Genomic DNA, 15,622 nt, shown 5'->3' on the forward strand with positions numbered 1-15,622 from the left:
CGCTAGACGGCAACCGGTGTTACGCGAAGCTGGGTGATCTGGTTGCGCTGGCGCCGCAGGACTTCGAAGCGGAAGCCGTAAAAGGTGAAGGCCTGACCGACCTCGGGAATGGTCTGCGCTTCGTGGATGACCAGCCCTGCGATCGTGGTGGCTTCCTCGTCCGGCAGGTGCCAGTCCAGGGCGCGGTTGATGTCGCGGATGGGGACGCTGCCCGAGGCGAGGATGGAGCCGTCGGCCTGAATGCGCAGGCCGGAGACCTCGATATCGTGCTCGTCGGAAATTTCGCCGACGATTTCCTCCAGAATGTCTTCCAGCGTGATGAGGCCCATCAGCGCGCCATATTCGTCGACCACGAGGGCGAAATGCGCCTTTCGGCGCAGGAAGGCATTGAGCTGGTCCTGTAGCGCGGTGCTGTCGGGCACGAACCAGGGTTCGGCGGCGATGTCGAGGATCTGCACCGCATCGGGGTTCCAGCCCGCGCCTGCCAGTGCGCGCAACAGATCCTTGGCATGCAGCACACCGACGATGTTTTCCGGTTCGTCGCGCCAGAGCGGAATGCGCGTATGCGGGCTCGCCAGCACATGGGAGATGATTTTGGTGTTGGGGGTCGATGCGTCGATCATGGTCATGTTCTTGCGGTGAACCATGATGTCGCTCACTTCCAGATCGCGCAGATCCAGAATGCCGCCCAGCATGTCGCGATCGCCCTTCACCACACCGCCTTCGCGGTGGTGCAGGTTGATGGCGCCGCGAATTTCCTCATGCGGCGAGAGCACGTGGTCGGTGCCGCTGACATCGACGCCCATGAGACGCAGCGTCTGGCGCACGATGAATTGCACCGCGCCGGTCACCGGCGCAAAGAGCGCGGTCACGACCCGCACGATGGGGGCCACCGCCAGGGCGAACCTGTCGGTATTGGTGATGGCGTAGGTCTTGGGCAGCACTTCGGCGAAGATCAGCACGATCGCCGTCATCACCAGCGTCGCATAGACCACGCCCGCATCGCCGAAAATTGCGAGAAAGACGCTCGTCGCCAGCGCGGAGGCGAGGATGTTCACGAGGTTGTTGCCCAGCAACAGCGCACCGAGCAGGCGTTCGCGGTCTTCCGTCAGCGACAGCACGATCTTGGCGCGTTTGACCTTTTCCTCGCCGAGATGATGCATGCGCGCGCGTGAGGCGGCGGTCAGCGCGGTTTCGGAGCCGGAAAAGAAGGCGGAGAAGACAATCAGCACGAAGATGGAGAAAATCATCATCCCCAGCCCGAAAGACAAAATCATCAGGCGGCCTCTCGCTCTCCCAGCAACGCTTTCAGGGTGCCCCGGTCTGCGTCGCGTGTGATGAAGGCTTCGCCGATGCCGCGCACGAGAATGAAGGTCAGCTTACCGTCGACGACCTTCTTGTCCTGTCCCATCAATGCGATGAGACCCTCGGCATCGGGGAGCGGGCCGGGTATGTCTGCGAGCGAACAGGGCAGGCCTGCGCGCTCGAGATGACGGTGAACCCGCACCGCGTCCTGCGAGGGGCAAAGGCCCAGCCGCGCCGAATAATCGAAGGCGAGCGCCATGCCGACGGCGACGCCTTCGCCATGAACGAGCTTGCTGGAGAACCCCGTCGCCGCTTCCAGCGCATGGCCGAATGTATGGCCCAGATTGAGCAGGGCGCGGACATTGCTCTCGCGCTCATCCGCCGCGACGATGGCGGCCTTGGCCTCGCAGCTTTTGACGATGGCATAGCTACGCGCGGCATCGTCGCCCGCCTTGATGGCGTCGAGATTGGTTTCGAGCCAGTCGAAGAAGTCGCGGTCGTCGATAAGCCCGTATTTCACGACCTCCGCATAGCCGGCGAGAAAGTCGCGCATGGGGAGCGTTTTCAGGGCGTCGGTATCGGCGAGAACCAGGCGCGGCTGATGGAAGGCGCCGGCGAGGTTCTTGCCCTGTCTGGTATTGATGCCCGTCTTGCCGCCGACGGAGCTGTCCACCTGCGACAGCAGCGTGGTCGGGATCTGGGCGAAGTCGACGCCGCGCCGAACGATGGAGGCGGCAAAGCCCGTAAGGTCGCCGATCACGCCGCCGCCCAGTGCGATCACCAGATCGCCGCGCTCGACGCCCGTTTCGAGCAGCCATTCGGTCAGCTTTTCGAGCTGGGCAAAGGATTTGGTGCTTTCGCCCGCGGGCAGCACGATTTCGTCATGCGCAATGCCGTGTTCGTCCAGCGAGGCGGTAAGGGCGGGCAGATGGTGCCTTGCCACGGTCTCGTCGGTGACGATGGCGACGCGCGCGCGGCGCAGCAGCGGTTCAAGATATTTGCCCGCCTGCGCAATGAGCCCCGGCCCGACATGAATGTCGTAGCCGCGCTCGCCGAGTTCGACCCTTACGGTTCTCATTTCTCTCACTTCGCCGGTCATGTCTTGGTCTCGCGATACTCGTCCAGCGCCGCGACGATGGCATCGACCACGACTTCGTGAGGACCTTCGCGGCTTTCCACCGTGATGTTCGCGCCCGCATAGACGGGGTAGCGCTCGCCCATCAGTTTTTCCATGGTGGCGCGCGGGTCCCCGGTCTTGAGGAGCGGGCGGTTGCCCCGTTTTGAGACTCGTTTCATCAGCACATCGATATCGGCCTTGAGCCAGACGGAAATGCCCTTTTCCATGATTTCGGCACGGGTTTCGGGATCCATGAAGGCCCCGCCGCCCGTGGCCAGCACCTGGGGGCCGTCATCCAGCAGGCGGGCGATGACGCGCCTTTCGCCTTCGCGAAAGACCTGTTCGCCCCGGAGCTTGAAAATCTCCGGAATGGATTCGCCTGCCGCCTTTTCGATTTCGGCGTCGGCATCCACGAAATCGAGCCCGAGGCGGTTGGCAAGGCGGCGGCCCACCGTGGTCTTGCCCGCGCCCATCAGGCCCACAAGGACAATGGCGCGGCGGTCAAGCGGCAGCGGGGCGTCGCCGTTTTGGGCGGCCCCGTCGCGTGATCTTACCTGACTGTCGCTCTCGGCCATTTCCCTGCCATTAACCCTGAATTGCTTTCGCGGCGCCGCCGGTCCGGCTCATTAACGTGCCGGATCTGGCCTTAACGAACCGATATTAGCCGATTGATACCATGGATGCAGGCCCGCCGAGGGTAGATAGGCATTCAAGGGTCATGCGTCACGCCTAAATTTTGCCGCAAGGGACCTCTAGGCACGTATTCTGGAGAGACCGGTCGAAAAACAAACAAGCGAAAAACCGGTGGACCGCCGCAGGCAAAAGGCGGGCAGCGCCGGACATATCAGACGAGGTTAGCAGTAATGAGCCGCACCGCCTTTCCGCTGATCGGAATCATTGTCGTGGTCGCGGCTATTGGAGCCGGGATCGTCTATCTCGGACAGGCAGTTCATCCGCAGGTCCAGACCGTGGAAAAGGTCATCCCCGATGGCAACATGCCGCGATAAGCAGCCAGAGGCGTCACGCCGATCGGAGACCTGCCGCGCCGCTGCGCTGGGAGGCGCTTTCGTGTGCCTGGCCGTTTTCGGCGCATCGCAGGCGCTGGCCGCCGCCGATGCCTATTCGGGGCCGCGCAGCATCGTGCCGCCGGGCTTCGGCGCTTCCGGCGGAACGGCGGCGCCGACAGAGGCGGACAGGACAGGACTTGGCGACGGCGGCGATGCCGGTGCGGGTGCCGATGACGGCGCGGCCCGGACGGCCCCTGCGCAGCTTTTTCCGTCCGGCAGTGCCGCGACGGACGAACCCGCGGTGCGGGTCATCCGCTCCACCCCCGGCGCCTCTGGGACGAGTATCCAGGTCGGGCGCCTGTCGCGCGTAGATGCGGCTACCGCCTCGCTGATCGGGCCGGAAAGCGGCAATCTCGGCAGCGATATGTGGGAAAACTCCCGCCGGGGCGACATCGAACAATTGCTGGCCGATTTGCCGCCGGTGCAGGGATCGCCTGTGCTGATCAATCTGCGGCAGAGGCTGCTGCTGACGGGCGCGACGCCGCCCGCGGGCATGACGGCGAGTTTGGGTGCCGGCAGCGGGGGCGGACGCGATTTTCTGACATTGAGGCTCGATGCGCTTTTGACGGCGGGCCGGGCGAATGATGCCCTTGAGCTTGCCGCCGCCGCGCCGAAAAGCCGGTCGGCTTCGATTGCCATGGCGCAGGCGCGGGCCGCGCTGGCGCTGGGCAAGGGGAATGAAGCCTGCGATGCGCTATCCGCGCTGCCGGCCAATGGCGATCCCCGGACGGAACCCCATGCTGCCTTCGCGTTGAAGCTTTCCGCCTATTGTCAGATCCTCGGTGGAAATCCCGAGTTGTCCGACATCACGGCGGATCTTGCGCGGGAGGAGGGGCTGGACGATCCGCTCTTCTACTCGCTTCAGGCCGCCGCCGCCGACGGGATCCGACTGAAGGCCCCGCAGCCGAAAACCCTCAGCGAAATCGATTTCGCCTTCTACGGCCTCGCCAAAAAGGATTTGCCGTCCGCCGCCGCTTCCATCGCAGTGCCGTCGGTTCTGCCCGCGTTGGCGCAGGACGCCAAGGCAGCGCCGGCAATACGGATCGCCGCGGCCGAGCGGGCCGCCGAGCTCGGGCTGGTCGGCGGCGATGTGCTGGGGGCAGCCTATAAGGCGGCGAATTTCACGCAGAAGGATTTCGACGGGCTGAAATCGGGCGACTATCCGGACAGTTCGACCATGCGGCGCGCGCTTCTCTTCCAGGTGATCGCGCGCGAAGTCATGCCCCGCAAGCAGTTGCAGATGATGGCGCTGGCGCTTTCGACGGCGGAACCGGCCGGGCTTGCCTATCCGACGGCGGAGGCCTTGAAGCCGTCGCTGGACCGTATCCGGATCGGTGCCGAACTTGCCGGCGTCGCGCCTATTGCGGTGCGCGCCTATATCGTGCTCGGCGATGCCGCCAAGGCGGATGCCTGGCGTAAGGCAATGACCTCCGCAGGGGGCGGGTTCGGCCGCGGCACGCGCGAACTCGATGCCATGCTGCGCCTGATGAAGGGCGACAAGATCGACTTGCCGGACGATATCGGCGCGACGCTGCTTGGCGACCTTCGCTCCGGCGTGACGTCCACGCAGCGCTTTGCCGCCGCCGAGGCGGTGATGCTCGATGCGCTGGGCGCCGACCTGCCCAAGGAAGTCTGGAATACGATCCTGGACCGTCGGGATTTGTTCACCGGCGCTGCGCCGCGTGAGGCATTGTTCGATCAGATGCAGGCGGCAAGCACGCGCGGGGCGCGCGGCGAAACCGTCTTGCTGGCGCTGACCGCGCTGGCCGATCACGGACCGTCCGGCACGCATGCCAATGCGGTGGCGGAAGCGGTGAAGAGTCTTCGGAATATCAAGCTTGAAGGCGAGGCGCGGCGCCTCGCCATAGAGGCGCTTTTGGCGCGGAGTAGCATAGGACGCGGGTAAGTAAAACATGGCTAATCAACCATCGGTGACCAAGGTAACTGAAACCGGGGAGGCCGTTGGGGGGACGATCGAAGGTCAGAGTTACATCGAGGCCTTTCTTGAGATGCTGAGTGCGGAACGGGGTGCCGCGCGCAACACGCTTGAGGCCTATCAACGCGATTTGAAGGACTTCGCCGGCTTTCTGGCGGGGCGCCGACGCGGTGTGCATGAGGCTTCCACGGAAGATATTCGTGCCTATCTGGAAGCGCTGAACAATCAGGGGCTTTCCGCCGCCACGGCGGCGCGCCGTCTGTCGGCAGTGCGGCAGTTCCACAGTTTTCTGTACGCCGATAGCGTGCGGACGGACGATCCGTGCAGCACGGTCGAAGGGCCGAGACGGGCGAGGCCTTTGCCCAAAACGCTTTCTGTGGCGGAAGTCGACGGTCTGCTTGCCGCCTCGCGGGAGACGGTGGATGGACGCAGCCATGAGGAAGAGGTGCTCGCCTACAAGCGCGCGCGACTGGTCTGCCTGATGGAGGTTCTCTACGCGACAGGGCTTCGCGTGTCGGAGCTTGTCGGCCTCCCGCTTTCGGCGGTTCGGGGCGATCAGCGTTTCCTCACCGTGACGGGCAAGGGCGGCCGGGAACGGCTGGTGCCGCTGTCCGACACGGCGCGGGCGGCGATCAATGACTATGTGCCGCTCAGGGCGCGCCGTCTGGGAGATAGGGTGTCGCCCTGGCTCTTCCCGTCACGCGGGCGGCAGGGCCATCTGACGCGGCATCGCTTTGCGCAGCTTCTGAAAGACCTCGCCGCTTCCGCCGGGGTCGATCCCAAACGCGTGTCGCCGCATACGCTGCGCCACGCCTTTGCAAGTCACCTTCTGGCCAACGGGGCCGATCTGCGCGCCGTGCAGCAGATGCTGGGGCATGCGGATATTTCGACGACGCAGATCTATACGCATGTGCTGGACGAGCGGTTGAAGGAGCTTGTGGAAACCAAGCACCCGCTCGCCAAGAAGGACAGCGCCTGAAACAGGCTCAGACCGGGAGCGGTCTGAGTTTCGTCCAGCGTAATATGTCGGCAAGCTTGTCGGGATTGCGCTGGACATAGAGGGCGGCAATACGGCCGTCCTCTATGCGCAGGCTCACGGCGGAGTGCAGCGTGTCGCCTTCGGTGAGAAGGTAGCCGGGCAAACCGTTGAGCCAGGCCGGACGGGGGGTGATCCGCCCTTCGGCTTTTCTCATGATGCCCAGCCAGAACCGCGTGATCTTGTCCGCGCCGTAAAGCGGGTTCAGCGCGGCGGCCACCTTGCCGCCGCCATCGCTGTAGAAAATCGCGTCTTCCTTCATGCAGGCAAGGATCGCTTCCGGATCTTCCTTCATAAGGGCCTGCTGGAACAATTCCGTCAGGCGGGCATGTTCGCGGGCCTCGGTGTTGAAGCGCGGGCGTTCTGCCTGGACGCGTTTGCGCGCGCGCGACAGCATCTGGCGGCAGGCGGCTTCCGATTTTCCGATCAGGTTTGCGATTTCCGCATGGCTGTAGTCGAACGCTTCGTGAAGCAGGAATGCCGCGCGTTCCTCGGGCGAGAGCCTTTCCAGCAGATGCAGCAGCGCCATGGAGATGTCGTCGGCCAGTTCCAGACGCTCTTGCGGCGTCGCGGGGCTTTCCGCGTCGCCGGTGACCATCGGCTCGGGCAGCCAGGGGCCGACATAGGTTTCGCGACGGGTGCTCGCCTTGCGGAGATGGTCGATGGCAAGCCGCGATGTTGTGGTGACGATGAAGGCTTCGGGCGAAGCGACATGCGCGCGATCCGCGCCCTGCCAGCGCAGCCAGGCCTCCTGCACGACGTCTTCCGCCTCCGCGATGCTGCCCAGCATCCGATAGGCTACCGCGAAGGCGCGGGGACGATGGGTCAGGAAGGCCGTTTCGGCGTCGGAAGCGGGAGCATGGGTCATTCGGATGTCCTTCGGCGCGCGCAGCATAGCCCATAGGGGGCCGTGCCGCCGGACCACTGTGGCGTTGCCTGTATTGGGTAAGACGCAAGGGCAGGCCGGATTGTGACAGGCCGGGCCTTAACCCTTTTAAGTCTCTGAATCGGCAGGATGTTTCGCTGAAGCCGACTTGCAGTTGACAAGGGGGCGGGGTCGGGCCAGTGTCCCGGCGCAATCTCCCGCAACGGGGCCGACAGGCTGGCGGGAATGCAGTTCAGGCGGGTGAATGGACGGGGGTTCCCGGAGCGCAATGCATACTTATCTCGATTTCGAGAAGCCGATTGCCGAACTCGAAGGCAAGGTGCAGGAGCTGAAACGTCTTGCACAGGACGACCCGTCCATGAGCATCGGGGACGAGGTTTCCAAGCTTGAGCAGAAGGCGGCGAACCTGCTGACCGAGACCTATGCCTCGCTCAACCCCTGGCAGAAGGTCCAGGTGGCGCGCCATCCGGCCCGGCCTCATTTCAAAGATTATGTGGAACGGCTCATCGAGGATTTCACGCCGATGGGCGGCGACCGCGCCTTTGGCGAGGACTCCGCCATCATGGGCGGTCTCGGACGGTTCCGCGGTCGGTCGGTGATGGTGATCGGCCATGAAAAAGGCTCCGACACGCAGAGCCGCATCAAACATAATTTCGGCATGGCGCGGCCCGAAGGATACCGCAAGGTGATCCGGCTGATGTCGCTTGCCGAACGGTTCGACATTCCCGTCATCACCATGGCCGATACGTCGGGTGCCTATCCCGGCATGGAAAGCGAAGAGCGTAGCGTCGCGGAAGCCATCGCACGCTCGACGGATCGCTGCCTGTCGCTGGGCACGCCGCTTATTTCGGTGGTGATCGGTGAAGGCATGTCGGGCGGCGCTATCGGCATCGCTTGCGGCAATCGCGTGCTGATGCTCGAACATGCCGTCTATGCCGTGATTTCGCCCGAAGGCGCTTCGTCGATCCTGTGGCGCAGCTCCGACAAGGCGAAAGAAGCGGCGACCGCGATGAAGATCACCGCGCAGGACCTGCACAAGCTCGGCGTCGTGGACCGCGTGCTGGAAGAGCCCGTTGGCGGCGCGCATCGCGAGCGCGCGCAGATGATCCGCGAGACGGGCGATGCCATCGAGGAAGAACTGGCCGGGCTCGAAAAACTCGATTCCGACACGCTGCGCCGCCTGCGCCGCGAGAAGTTCCTCGCCATGGGGCGCCAGGGGATCGCTTAAAGGGCATCGCGCAAGGCGAGCCAATGATGGCGTCATTCCGGGCTTGACCCGGAATCCATACAGAATTTCCGTTTTGCCAAGAGCCTGAATGGACCCCGGATCAAGTCCGGGGTGACGGTTTGTTTTGGGGCTATCCCAGCATCTCCGCAAACGCATCGCGTACATCGTCGGCGAAATAGTCAGGCTCTTCCATGGCGGCGAAATGGCCGCCTTTCTCCATGATCCGCCAACGAACGATATTGTAGCTGCGCTCGGCCCATGAGCGCGGCGTCACGGGCAGCACGTCGATCGGATATTCCGAATAGGCCACGGGCACGGTGACGCGCTCGCCGGGCTTCAGCTGGTGAGAGCCTTCGGCGGGGCCGGCCTTGTAGAGCGTGTTGGCGCTGTTGATCGTGCCGGTGAACCAGTAGATCGAGAGCTGGGTCAGAATGTCGTCATAGGGGAAGCGCCGTTCCATCCCGTCTATCGTATCGGTCTTGTCGGTGTCGCCGAGACGGTAATATTTATCGGCAAGCCAGCCTGCCAGTCCGGCGGGGCTGTCCATCAGGCCGAAGGCAAGCGCCATGGGCTTGGTGGACTGGATGGAGCGATAGCCTTCTTCCTGCCGCCACCAGCGCTGCATCTCCCCGATCCATTTCGACTCTTCGTCGCTGACCGGCTTCTGGCTCTCGTCCTTGAGGGCGGGCCGCAGCGGCAGCATGGTGAGATGGATGGCGCGCACCGCATCGGGGTGCTGGAGGGCGAGGCGCGACGTGACGAAGCTGCCCCAGTCGCCGGCCTGTGCTGCATATGTGTCATAGCCCAGACATTCCGTCATCAGACGATGCCAGAGATCGGCAATGGCTGCGGGGCCGATGGGCTTTCGCGGCAGCGAGGAAAAGCCGTAGCCGATAAGCGAGGGGACGATGACGTCGAAGGCGGGGCCTTTTCGTCCGAAGCGCTCGGGATGGGCGAGCGGCTCCACCACGTCGAGGAACTCGCGAAAGGTGGACGGCCAGCCATGCGTCATGACGAGCGGGATCGGGTCTGGGCCGCCATCCGTCTTCGTGCCGCGCTCATAGATGAAGTGGATGGTGTGATCCTCGCCCTCATCGTCGGTGAAGGTTGCGCGGAACTGGGGAAAGCGGTTGAGCTTTTCCTCCGCTGCGCGCCAGTCGAAATCGTCGCGCCAGTAGGACACCAGCTTTTCCATATAGGGAAGGCTGGTGCCGTATTCCCAATGGCGGTTGCCTGCCGGTTCGTTCGGGAAGCGCGTGCGCTGCAGGCGGCGGCGCAGGTCTTCTACCTCCTCCTCGGCAATGTGAACCGTAAACGGGTCGGCGGGAACGGTTCGATGCGTCATGCGTTTCAGCCTTTGATCTTTTTCACGAAGCTCATCACTTCATCGGCGAAAATGCGCCCCGTTTCCCAGGCGGCGAAGTGGCCGCCGCGCCCTGGCTCGGACCAGTGCACGATGTTGAAGCCCTTTTCCATATAGCTGCGCGGGCCGATGCAATAGGCGGTCGCTTCCTGCGGGAACTTCGCCATGCCGGTCGGGATTTCGACCTTCGTGCCCGGCGCCATGTTGACGCCGCCTTCTTCCATCATGCCGCGATAAAACCAGATGGCGCTGCCGAAACTGCGCGTCACCAGATAAAGCATGATGTCGGTCAGCATCGCATCCTTGGAGAAGGCGTTTTCCAGGTGGCCGGGTACGTCGCCATGGGTTCGATCCGACCAGGAGTGGAACTTCTCGACGATCCACGCCGCCGCGCCGACGGGGCTGTCCATCATGGCGTAGGAGAGCGTCAGCGGCTTCGTCATCTGAATCTGCATATAGGCGCCGTCCATGCCGAAGGCCGCGCCGGCGGCTTCCGCCCAAGCCTTTTCCTCGTCCGTTTCGGGGAGGGCGGGAACGCGAAGCCCGTTCATATTGATGTGGATGGCCTTGCAGCCGCCCTGCTTGTCGGTTCCGTGCTCATAGCCGATCCAGCCGGTGACGACCGAGCCCCAGTCGCCGCCTTGGGCGATGTAGCTGTCGTAACCCAGCACGTCGCGCATCAGCTTGTCCCACAGCGCGGCGGTCGCGCGCGGTCCCATGGGTTTTGCGGGCTTGCCGGAAAAGGCATAGCCGGGGAGCGAGGGGATGACGAGGTTGATGCCGTCTTCCGCATTGCCGCCGAATTTCTCCGGATGCGCGAGCGGTTCGATGACGTCATAGAATTCGAAGATGGAGCCCGGCCAGCCATGGGTGAGAAGAAGCGTCTCCGGCGAGCTGCCCGAGCCTTTCACGTGAACGAAGTGGATATCGAGGCCGTCGACATTGGCGATGAACTGGGGAAAGGCGTTCAGGCGTTTTTCCGCCGCGCGCCAGTCATAATCGTTCAGCCAATAGGTGCATAGTTCACGCATATAGGCCATGTCCGTGCCATAGGCCCAGCGATCGCCGCCTTCTTCGATGGCTGGCATCTCGTGCCACTCATAGGCGCGCACGCGCTCCATGATGGCGTCTATTCCGGCTTGCGGAATGTCGATGGTGAAGGGTTGCGGCGCGCCCATGATTTCTCCCTTATGCCTTTGTCGTTTTGCTTCTGTCGGCGCGCCGATTATGGCAGCGCTGCGGGGTGCCGCAAGCGGCGAAGCCTGCAGCAAAGATTGCCGCAGCGTTGGGGCCTCTCTAATGTGATGGTCAAGAAACAAAAATACATTTCCGGGGAGAAAATATGGCTGAGCAGTCGGTCAAGGCCGCGCCCGCAACGGCAGCGCGCGCCGGGGGGCTTTCAAAACATTACGCACTCATCATCCTGACGCTCGCCTATACGTCGAGCCATGTGGATCGCGGCATCGTCAATATCCTCATGCCTTCCATCAAGGCGGCTTTCGATGTGAGCGACACGATGCTCGGCCTGATGGGGGGGCTCGTCTTCGCGCTTTTTTACGCTACGCTCGGCGTTCCCATCGCCATGTGGGCGGATCGCGGAAACCGCCGCAACATTGTCGCGCTGGCCGTCACCATCTGGTCGGGCATGACGGCGGCCTGCGGCGTGGCGGGCAGCTTCTCCCATCTGCTGGCGGCGCGTATCGGCGTCGGCATCGGCGAGGCCGGATCGAGCCCGCCTTCCCATTCGATGATCGCCGACCTTTATCCGGAAGCGCAGCGCTCCACCGCCATGTCCTTCTATTCGGTCGGCGTTTATGCCGGGGCGATGATCGGTCTGATCCTCGGCGGTTATGTGGTGCAGCATTATGGCTGGCGTGAAACCTTTTTCGTGGTCGGTCTGCCGGGGCTCATCATTGCGGCGCTGGTGCGCTTTACCATCCAGGAGCCCGTTCGCGGCCAGGTCGACGGCCTCACGCATGTCGTGGAGGAAAGGCAGAAGGGAAGCCTGTTCGCCCAGACGAAGCGCTATGCCGGCAATCTGTGGCAGGTCTTTGTGCATCTCTGGCATACGCGGTCGGCGCGGCACATCATTATCGGCCTCACGCTCGTGTCCTTCGTCGGCTATGGCGGACTGATTTTCGGACCGTCCTTCTTCCGCCGCAGCCTTGGGCTCGGCGAGCAGCAGATCGGTCTTATCTTCGGTCTGACGGCGGGTTTAGTCGGCGGCATCGGCGCCCTGATCGGCGGTTTCCTGGCCGACCGGCTGTCGCGCAAGGATATGCGCTGGAACGCATGGGTGATCGCGGTCGCCAAGATTGTCGGCATGCCGCTCTTCATCGTGTTCTACAGCTCGTCCAATCTCGACATCATGGTGCCGGTCTATGTCGTGTCGATGCTGCTGGGTGCGTTCTATCTCGGCCCGAGCTTCGCCATGATCCAGAGCCTGACGCCGCTTCACATGCGCTCGCTGGCCTCCGCCGTGATGCTCTTCGTGCTCAACTTCATTGCGCTGGGCTTCGGTCCGCTGACGGTCGGGTTCCTCTCCGATCAGCTGGAGCCCTATTTCGGTGTGGAGAGCCTGCGCTGGTCGCTGCTGATCACGAGCTTCCTCGGCGTCTGGGCGGCGGTGCACTACTACTGGGCCGGCCTGACCTATGAGCAGGACGTGGCAAAGCTGAAAAAGGCACATGCCGCCGCCTGACAAAGGTTGCCGTTGAAAAAGAAACGCCCGCTCTCTTTCGAGGGCGGGCGTTTTTTATTCCGTCCGGGGCGTCCGTCTTAGCCGAGCGCACCGTGGCAGTGTTTGTATTTCTTGCCCGAGCCGCAGGGGCAGGGGGCGTTGCGCGAGACCTTGCCCCATGTGGTCGGGTCGTTGGGGTCCACCGCGACGCCCGGATCGTTGCGGACGGTGCGCTGAAGCGTTGCGAGATCGCCGCCTTCCATTTCGTCCTGGCCGGTGGTCAGGTCCTGATGATGCGCATGCATCTCGGGAAGCTGCTCGTCCTCGATACGCGGCGCCTGGTCCTCGGCCACGAACTGGGCCGTGCTGATCTGGCGCGTCACATCCACACGAAGATTGGTGAGGAGGTTGTCGAACAGCTCGAAGGCCTCGGCCTTGTACTCGTTCAGCGGATCGCGCTGCGCGTAGCCGCGCAGGCCGACGGCCTGACGCAGATGGTCGAGCATCAGCAGATGGTCGCGCCAGTGATGATCCAGGGTCTGGAGCACGACGGCCTTTTCGACCTGCCGCATGAGGTCGGGTCCGACCTGCGCGGCCTTGCCGGCCATGGATTCGTCGGCGGCGCGATAAAGGCGCTCGCGGATTTCCTCGTTCGCGATGCCTTCTTCCTCCGCCCATGCGTCGATGGGCAGGTCGAGGCCGAGCGTGTCCGACACTTCCTGCTTGAGCGTCGCGATATCCCATTCCTCGGCATAGGCCTTTTCCGGAATGCAGCGCGCCACCACGTCGTCGATCACCTGACGGCGCATATCGCTGACGGTTTCGTTGAGGTCCTTCTCCCGCATGAGTTCGATGCGCTGGTCGAAGATGACCTTGCGCTGATCGTTCATGACGTTGTCGAACTTCAGCAGGTTCTTACGGATGTCGAAGTTGCGGGCTTCCACCTTGGACTGGGCCTTTTCAAGCGCCTTGTTGATCCAGGGGTGGATGATCGCCTCGCCCTCTTCCAGACCCAGCTTCTGCAGCATGCCGTCCATGCGGTCGGTGCCGAAGATGCGCATCAGGTCGTCTTCGAGGGAAAGATAGAATTTCGAGCGGCCGGGGTCGCCCTGACGGCCGGAACGTCCGCGCAGCTGGTTGTCGATGCGGCGGCTTTCATGGCGCTCCGTGCCGACGACATAAAGGCCGCCCGCGGCAAGCGCCGTTTCCTTCTTCTTCGCGATGTCCGCCTTGATCTCTTCGACCTTGGCCTTGTAGGCGGCTTCGTCCTCGATGCCCACCGTCTCGTCGTCGATGCGCATGTCGAGATTGCCGCCGAGCTGGATGTCGGTGCCGCGGCCGGCCATGTTGGTGGCGATGGTGACGGCGCCGGGCACACCGGCCTGCGCGATGATATGGGCTTCCTGCTCGTGATAGCGCGCGTTCAGCACGTTGTGCTTCACCTTGCGGCGCTTCATTTCGGCGGAAAGCGTTTCCGATTTCTCGATGGAGACCGTACCGACCAGAACGGGCTGGCCCTTCTTCTGGCATTCGACGATTTCGTCGACGATGGCGTCGTATTTTTCCTTCGCCGTCCGGTAGACCTCGTCATCCTCGTCGATACGCGCGATCGGTTTGTTGGTCGGAACCTCCAGCACCTCGAGGCCGTAAATATCGAGGAATTCGTCGGCTTCCGTCAGCGCCGTGCCGGTCATGCCGCCCAGCTTCTCGTACATGCGGAAGTAATTCTGGAAGGTGATGGAGGCCAGCGTCTGGTTTTCCGGCTGGATCGGCTGGCGCTCCTTGGCTTCCAGCGCCTGATGCAGGCCGTCGGAATAGCGCCGGCCTTCCATCATGCGGCCGGTGAACTCGTCGATGATGACGACCTTGCCGCCTTTGACGATGTAGTCGCGGTCGCGCAGGAACAGCTTGTGGGCGCGCAGCGCATTGTTGACGTGATGGACGATCGAGATGTTCTCGATGTCGTAGAGCGAGCCTTCCTCGAGAATGCCGCGCTCGAGCAGAATGGCCTCGGCGTGTTCGTTGCCCTCTTCGGTGAGGGTGACGGTGCGCTGCTTCTCGTCGAGTTCGTAGTCTTCCTCGACGAGTTCGGGAATGATTTCGTCGATCTTGAGGTAGAGGTCGGACTTGTCGTCCAGCGGACCGGAGATGATGAGCGGCGTGCGCGCCTCGTCGATGAGGATGGAGTCCACTTCGTCGATGATGGCGAAGGGGTGGGCGCGCTGCACCATGGCTTCGAGCTGATACTTCATATTGTCGCGAAGATAGTCGAAGCCGAGTTCGTTATTGGTGGCGTAGGTGATGTCGGCGGCATAGGCCTCGCGGCGCTCGTCGTCATTCATGCCATGCAGGATGACGCCGGTTTCCATGCCGAGGAAACTGTAGATCTCGCCCATCCAGGCCGCGTCGCGCTTGGCCAGGTAGTCGTTCACGGTCACCACATGGACGCCCTTGCCGGGCAGCGCGTTCAGGTAGACGGCGAGTGTGGAAACCAGCGTCTTGCCTTCGCCGGTCTTCATTTCGGCGATCTTGCCGTCATGAAGCACCATGCCGCCGATGAGCTGCACATCGTAATGGCGCTGGCCGAGGACGCGCTTGGCGGCCTCGCGGACAACGGCGAATGCTTCGTCGCGAATATCGTCCGTCGTGGCACCGTCGGCGAGGCGCGCACGGAATTCCGCCGTCTTGCCCTTGAGCTCCTCGTCGCTCAGGGCCTCCATTTCCGGTTCGAGGGCGTTGATCGCCTCGACATCGGTCCGGTAACGCTTGATCTTGCGGTCGTTCTGCGAGCCGAAAAATCGCTTGGCGAAAGCGCCAAAGCTAGCCATCAGGTCAAATCCTCTTGCGCTGTGCCATCGATTGCGGCCGGGCATGCGGGATAGGCTTTCCGGCGGCCAGGCCCTCAAGGCCCTTACCTTGCCCCGGAGCCCAGATCCCCTTCCAAGGCAGAAAGCCAAGGGAGATGTAAGGGGGCCTCAATTTCTTGTCAATGTAACGGCGGGGG

Annotated in this window: 12 protein-coding genes; 5 read left to right on the forward strand and 7 right to left on the reverse strand. The window is 63.2% G+C overall.

The window, feature by feature from the left end:
- Nucleotides 1-2 precede the first annotated feature (2 nt).
- The 3 genes from ACSSVQ_RS13010 to ACSSVQ_RS13020 are packed head-to-tail and all read right to left on the reverse strand — an operon-like array spanning nt 3 to nt 2,997.
- Nucleotides 3-1,277: an HlyC/CorC family transporter gene (locus ACSSVQ_RS13010; RefSeq protein ID WP_454183681.1), complete on the reverse strand. Its 1,275-nt coding sequence runs from the start codon at nt 1,275-1,277 to the stop codon at nt 3-5.
- Nucleotides 1,277-2,383 (reverse strand): 3-dehydroquinate synthase, encoded by a 1,107-nt coding sequence (gene aroB, locus ACSSVQ_RS13015; RefSeq protein WP_454183683.1) that lies wholly within the window; start codon nt 2,381-2,383, stop codon nt 1,277-1,279. Before aroB ends, ACSSVQ_RS13010 begins: the two co-directional genes overlap by 1 nt.
- Nucleotides 2,384-2,400: 17 nt before the next feature.
- Nucleotides 2,401-2,997, reverse strand: coding sequence for a shikimate kinase (locus ACSSVQ_RS13020; protein WP_454183685.1), 597 nt, complete (start codon nt 2,995-2,997; stop codon nt 2,401-2,403).
- Between the two features lie 288 nt (nt 2,998-3,285).
- Between ACSSVQ_RS13020 and ACSSVQ_RS13025 the strand changes: the two genes are divergently transcribed.
- From ACSSVQ_RS13025 to xerD, 3 genes are all read left to right on the forward strand, one after another.
- Nucleotides 3,286-3,429, forward strand: a complete 144-nt coding sequence (locus ACSSVQ_RS13025; RefSeq protein WP_293326926.1) for a hypothetical protein — start codon at nt 3,286-3,288, stop codon at nt 3,427-3,429.
- A gap of 61 nt (nt 3,430-3,490) precedes the next feature.
- Complete coding sequence (locus ACSSVQ_RS13030) at nt 3,491-5,395, forward strand: hypothetical protein (RefSeq protein ID WP_454183687.1); 1,905 nt, start codon at nt 3,491-3,493, stop codon at nt 5,393-5,395.
- A 7-nt stretch (nt 5,396-5,402) separates the two neighbouring features.
- On the forward strand, nt 5,403-6,404 hold the full coding sequence (xerD, locus tag ACSSVQ_RS13035) for a site-specific tyrosine recombinase XerD (RefSeq protein WP_293328852.1): 1,002 nt from the start codon (nt 5,403-5,405) through the stop codon (nt 6,402-6,404).
- A gap of 7 nt (nt 6,405-6,411) precedes the next feature.
- Here the strand turns inward: xerD and ACSSVQ_RS13040 are convergent, their stop codons facing one another.
- Entirely contained in the window at nt 6,412-7,329 is a 918-nt protein-coding gene (locus tag ACSSVQ_RS13040) for a sigma-70 family RNA polymerase sigma factor (RefSeq protein ID WP_454183689.1), read from the reverse strand.
- A gap of 286 nt (nt 7,330-7,615) precedes the next feature.
- Here ACSSVQ_RS13040 and ACSSVQ_RS13045 point away from each other — a divergent pair, with 286 nt between their 5' ends.
- Complete coding sequence (locus ACSSVQ_RS13045; protein ID WP_293328850.1) at nt 7,616-8,575, forward strand: acetyl-CoA carboxylase carboxyltransferase subunit alpha; 960 nt, start codon at nt 7,616-7,618, stop codon at nt 8,573-8,575.
- A gap of 130 nt (nt 8,576-8,705) precedes the next feature.
- On the opposite strand, the gene ACSSVQ_RS13050 is transcribed toward ACSSVQ_RS13045, so the two are convergent.
- Together ACSSVQ_RS13050 and ACSSVQ_RS13055 are read right to left on the reverse strand one after the other, a co-directional pair.
- Nucleotides 8,706-9,920: an epoxide hydrolase family protein gene (locus ACSSVQ_RS13050; protein WP_454183692.1), complete on the reverse strand. Its 1,215-nt coding sequence runs from the start codon at nt 9,918-9,920 to the stop codon at nt 8,706-8,708.
- Nucleotides 9,921-9,925: 5 nt separating this feature from the next.
- On the reverse strand, nt 9,926-11,116 hold the full coding sequence (locus ACSSVQ_RS13055; RefSeq protein ID WP_454183694.1) for an epoxide hydrolase family protein: 1,191 nt from the start codon (nt 11,114-11,116) through the stop codon (nt 9,926-9,928).
- 164 nt (nt 11,117-11,280) lie between these two features.
- Between ACSSVQ_RS13055 and ACSSVQ_RS13060 the strand changes: the two genes are divergently transcribed.
- Nucleotides 11,281-12,639 (forward strand): spinster family MFS transporter, encoded by a 1,359-nt coding sequence (locus ACSSVQ_RS13060; protein ID WP_454183696.1) that lies wholly within the window; start codon nt 11,281-11,283, stop codon nt 12,637-12,639.
- Between the two features lie 77 nt (nt 12,640-12,716).
- Here the strand turns inward: ACSSVQ_RS13060 and secA are convergent, their stop codons facing one another.
- Nucleotides 12,717-15,446, reverse strand: a complete 2,730-nt coding sequence (secA, locus tag ACSSVQ_RS13065; protein ID WP_454183698.1) for a preprotein translocase subunit SecA — start codon at nt 15,444-15,446, stop codon at nt 12,717-12,719.
- Between the last annotated feature and the right edge of the window lie 176 nt (nt 15,447-15,622).

The organism is Parvibaculum sp. MBR-TMA-1.3b-4.2 (assembly GCF_053628815.1).

What these genes read in the sequence shown, in the direction of transcription:
- ACSSVQ_RS13010 (WP_454183681.1), bottom strand. Translation starts at nt 1,277, where the DNA reads ATGATTTTGTCTTTCGGGCTGGGGATGATGATTTTCTCCATCTTCGTG.
- aroB (WP_454183683.1), bottom strand. Translation starts at nt 2,383, where the DNA reads ATGAGAACCGTAAGGGTCGAACTCGGCGAGCGCGGCTACGACATTCAT.
- ACSSVQ_RS13020 (WP_454183685.1), bottom strand. Translation starts at nt 2,997, where the DNA reads ATGGCCGAGAGCGACAGTCAGGTAAGATCACGCGACGGGGCCGCCCAA.
- ACSSVQ_RS13025 (WP_293326926.1), top strand. Translation starts at nt 3,286, where the DNA reads ATGAGCCGCACCGCCTTTCCGCTGATCGGAATCATTGTCGTGGTCGCG.
- xerD (WP_293328852.1), top strand. Translation starts at nt 5,403, where the DNA reads ATGGCTAATCAACCATCGGTGACCAAGGTAACTGAAACCGGGGAGGCC.
- ACSSVQ_RS13040 (WP_454183689.1), bottom strand. Translation starts at nt 7,329, where the DNA reads ATGACCCATGCTCCCGCTTCCGACGCCGAAACGGCCTTCCTGACCCAT.
- ACSSVQ_RS13045 (WP_293328850.1), top strand. Translation starts at nt 7,616, where the DNA reads ATGCATACTTATCTCGATTTCGAGAAGCCGATTGCCGAACTCGAAGGC.
- ACSSVQ_RS13050 (WP_454183692.1), bottom strand. Translation starts at nt 9,920, where the DNA reads ATGACGCATCGAACCGTTCCCGCCGACCCGTTTACGGTTCACATTGCC.
- ACSSVQ_RS13055 (WP_454183694.1), bottom strand. Translation starts at nt 11,116, where the DNA reads ATGGGCGCGCCGCAACCCTTCACCATCGACATTCCGCAAGCCGGAATA.
- ACSSVQ_RS13060 (WP_454183696.1), top strand. Translation starts at nt 11,281, where the DNA reads ATGGCTGAGCAGTCGGTCAAGGCCGCGCCCGCAACGGCAGCGCGCGCC.
- secA (WP_454183698.1), bottom strand. Translation starts at nt 15,446, where the DNA reads ATGGCTAGCTTTGGCGCTTTCGCCAAGCGATTTTTCGGCTCGCAGAAC.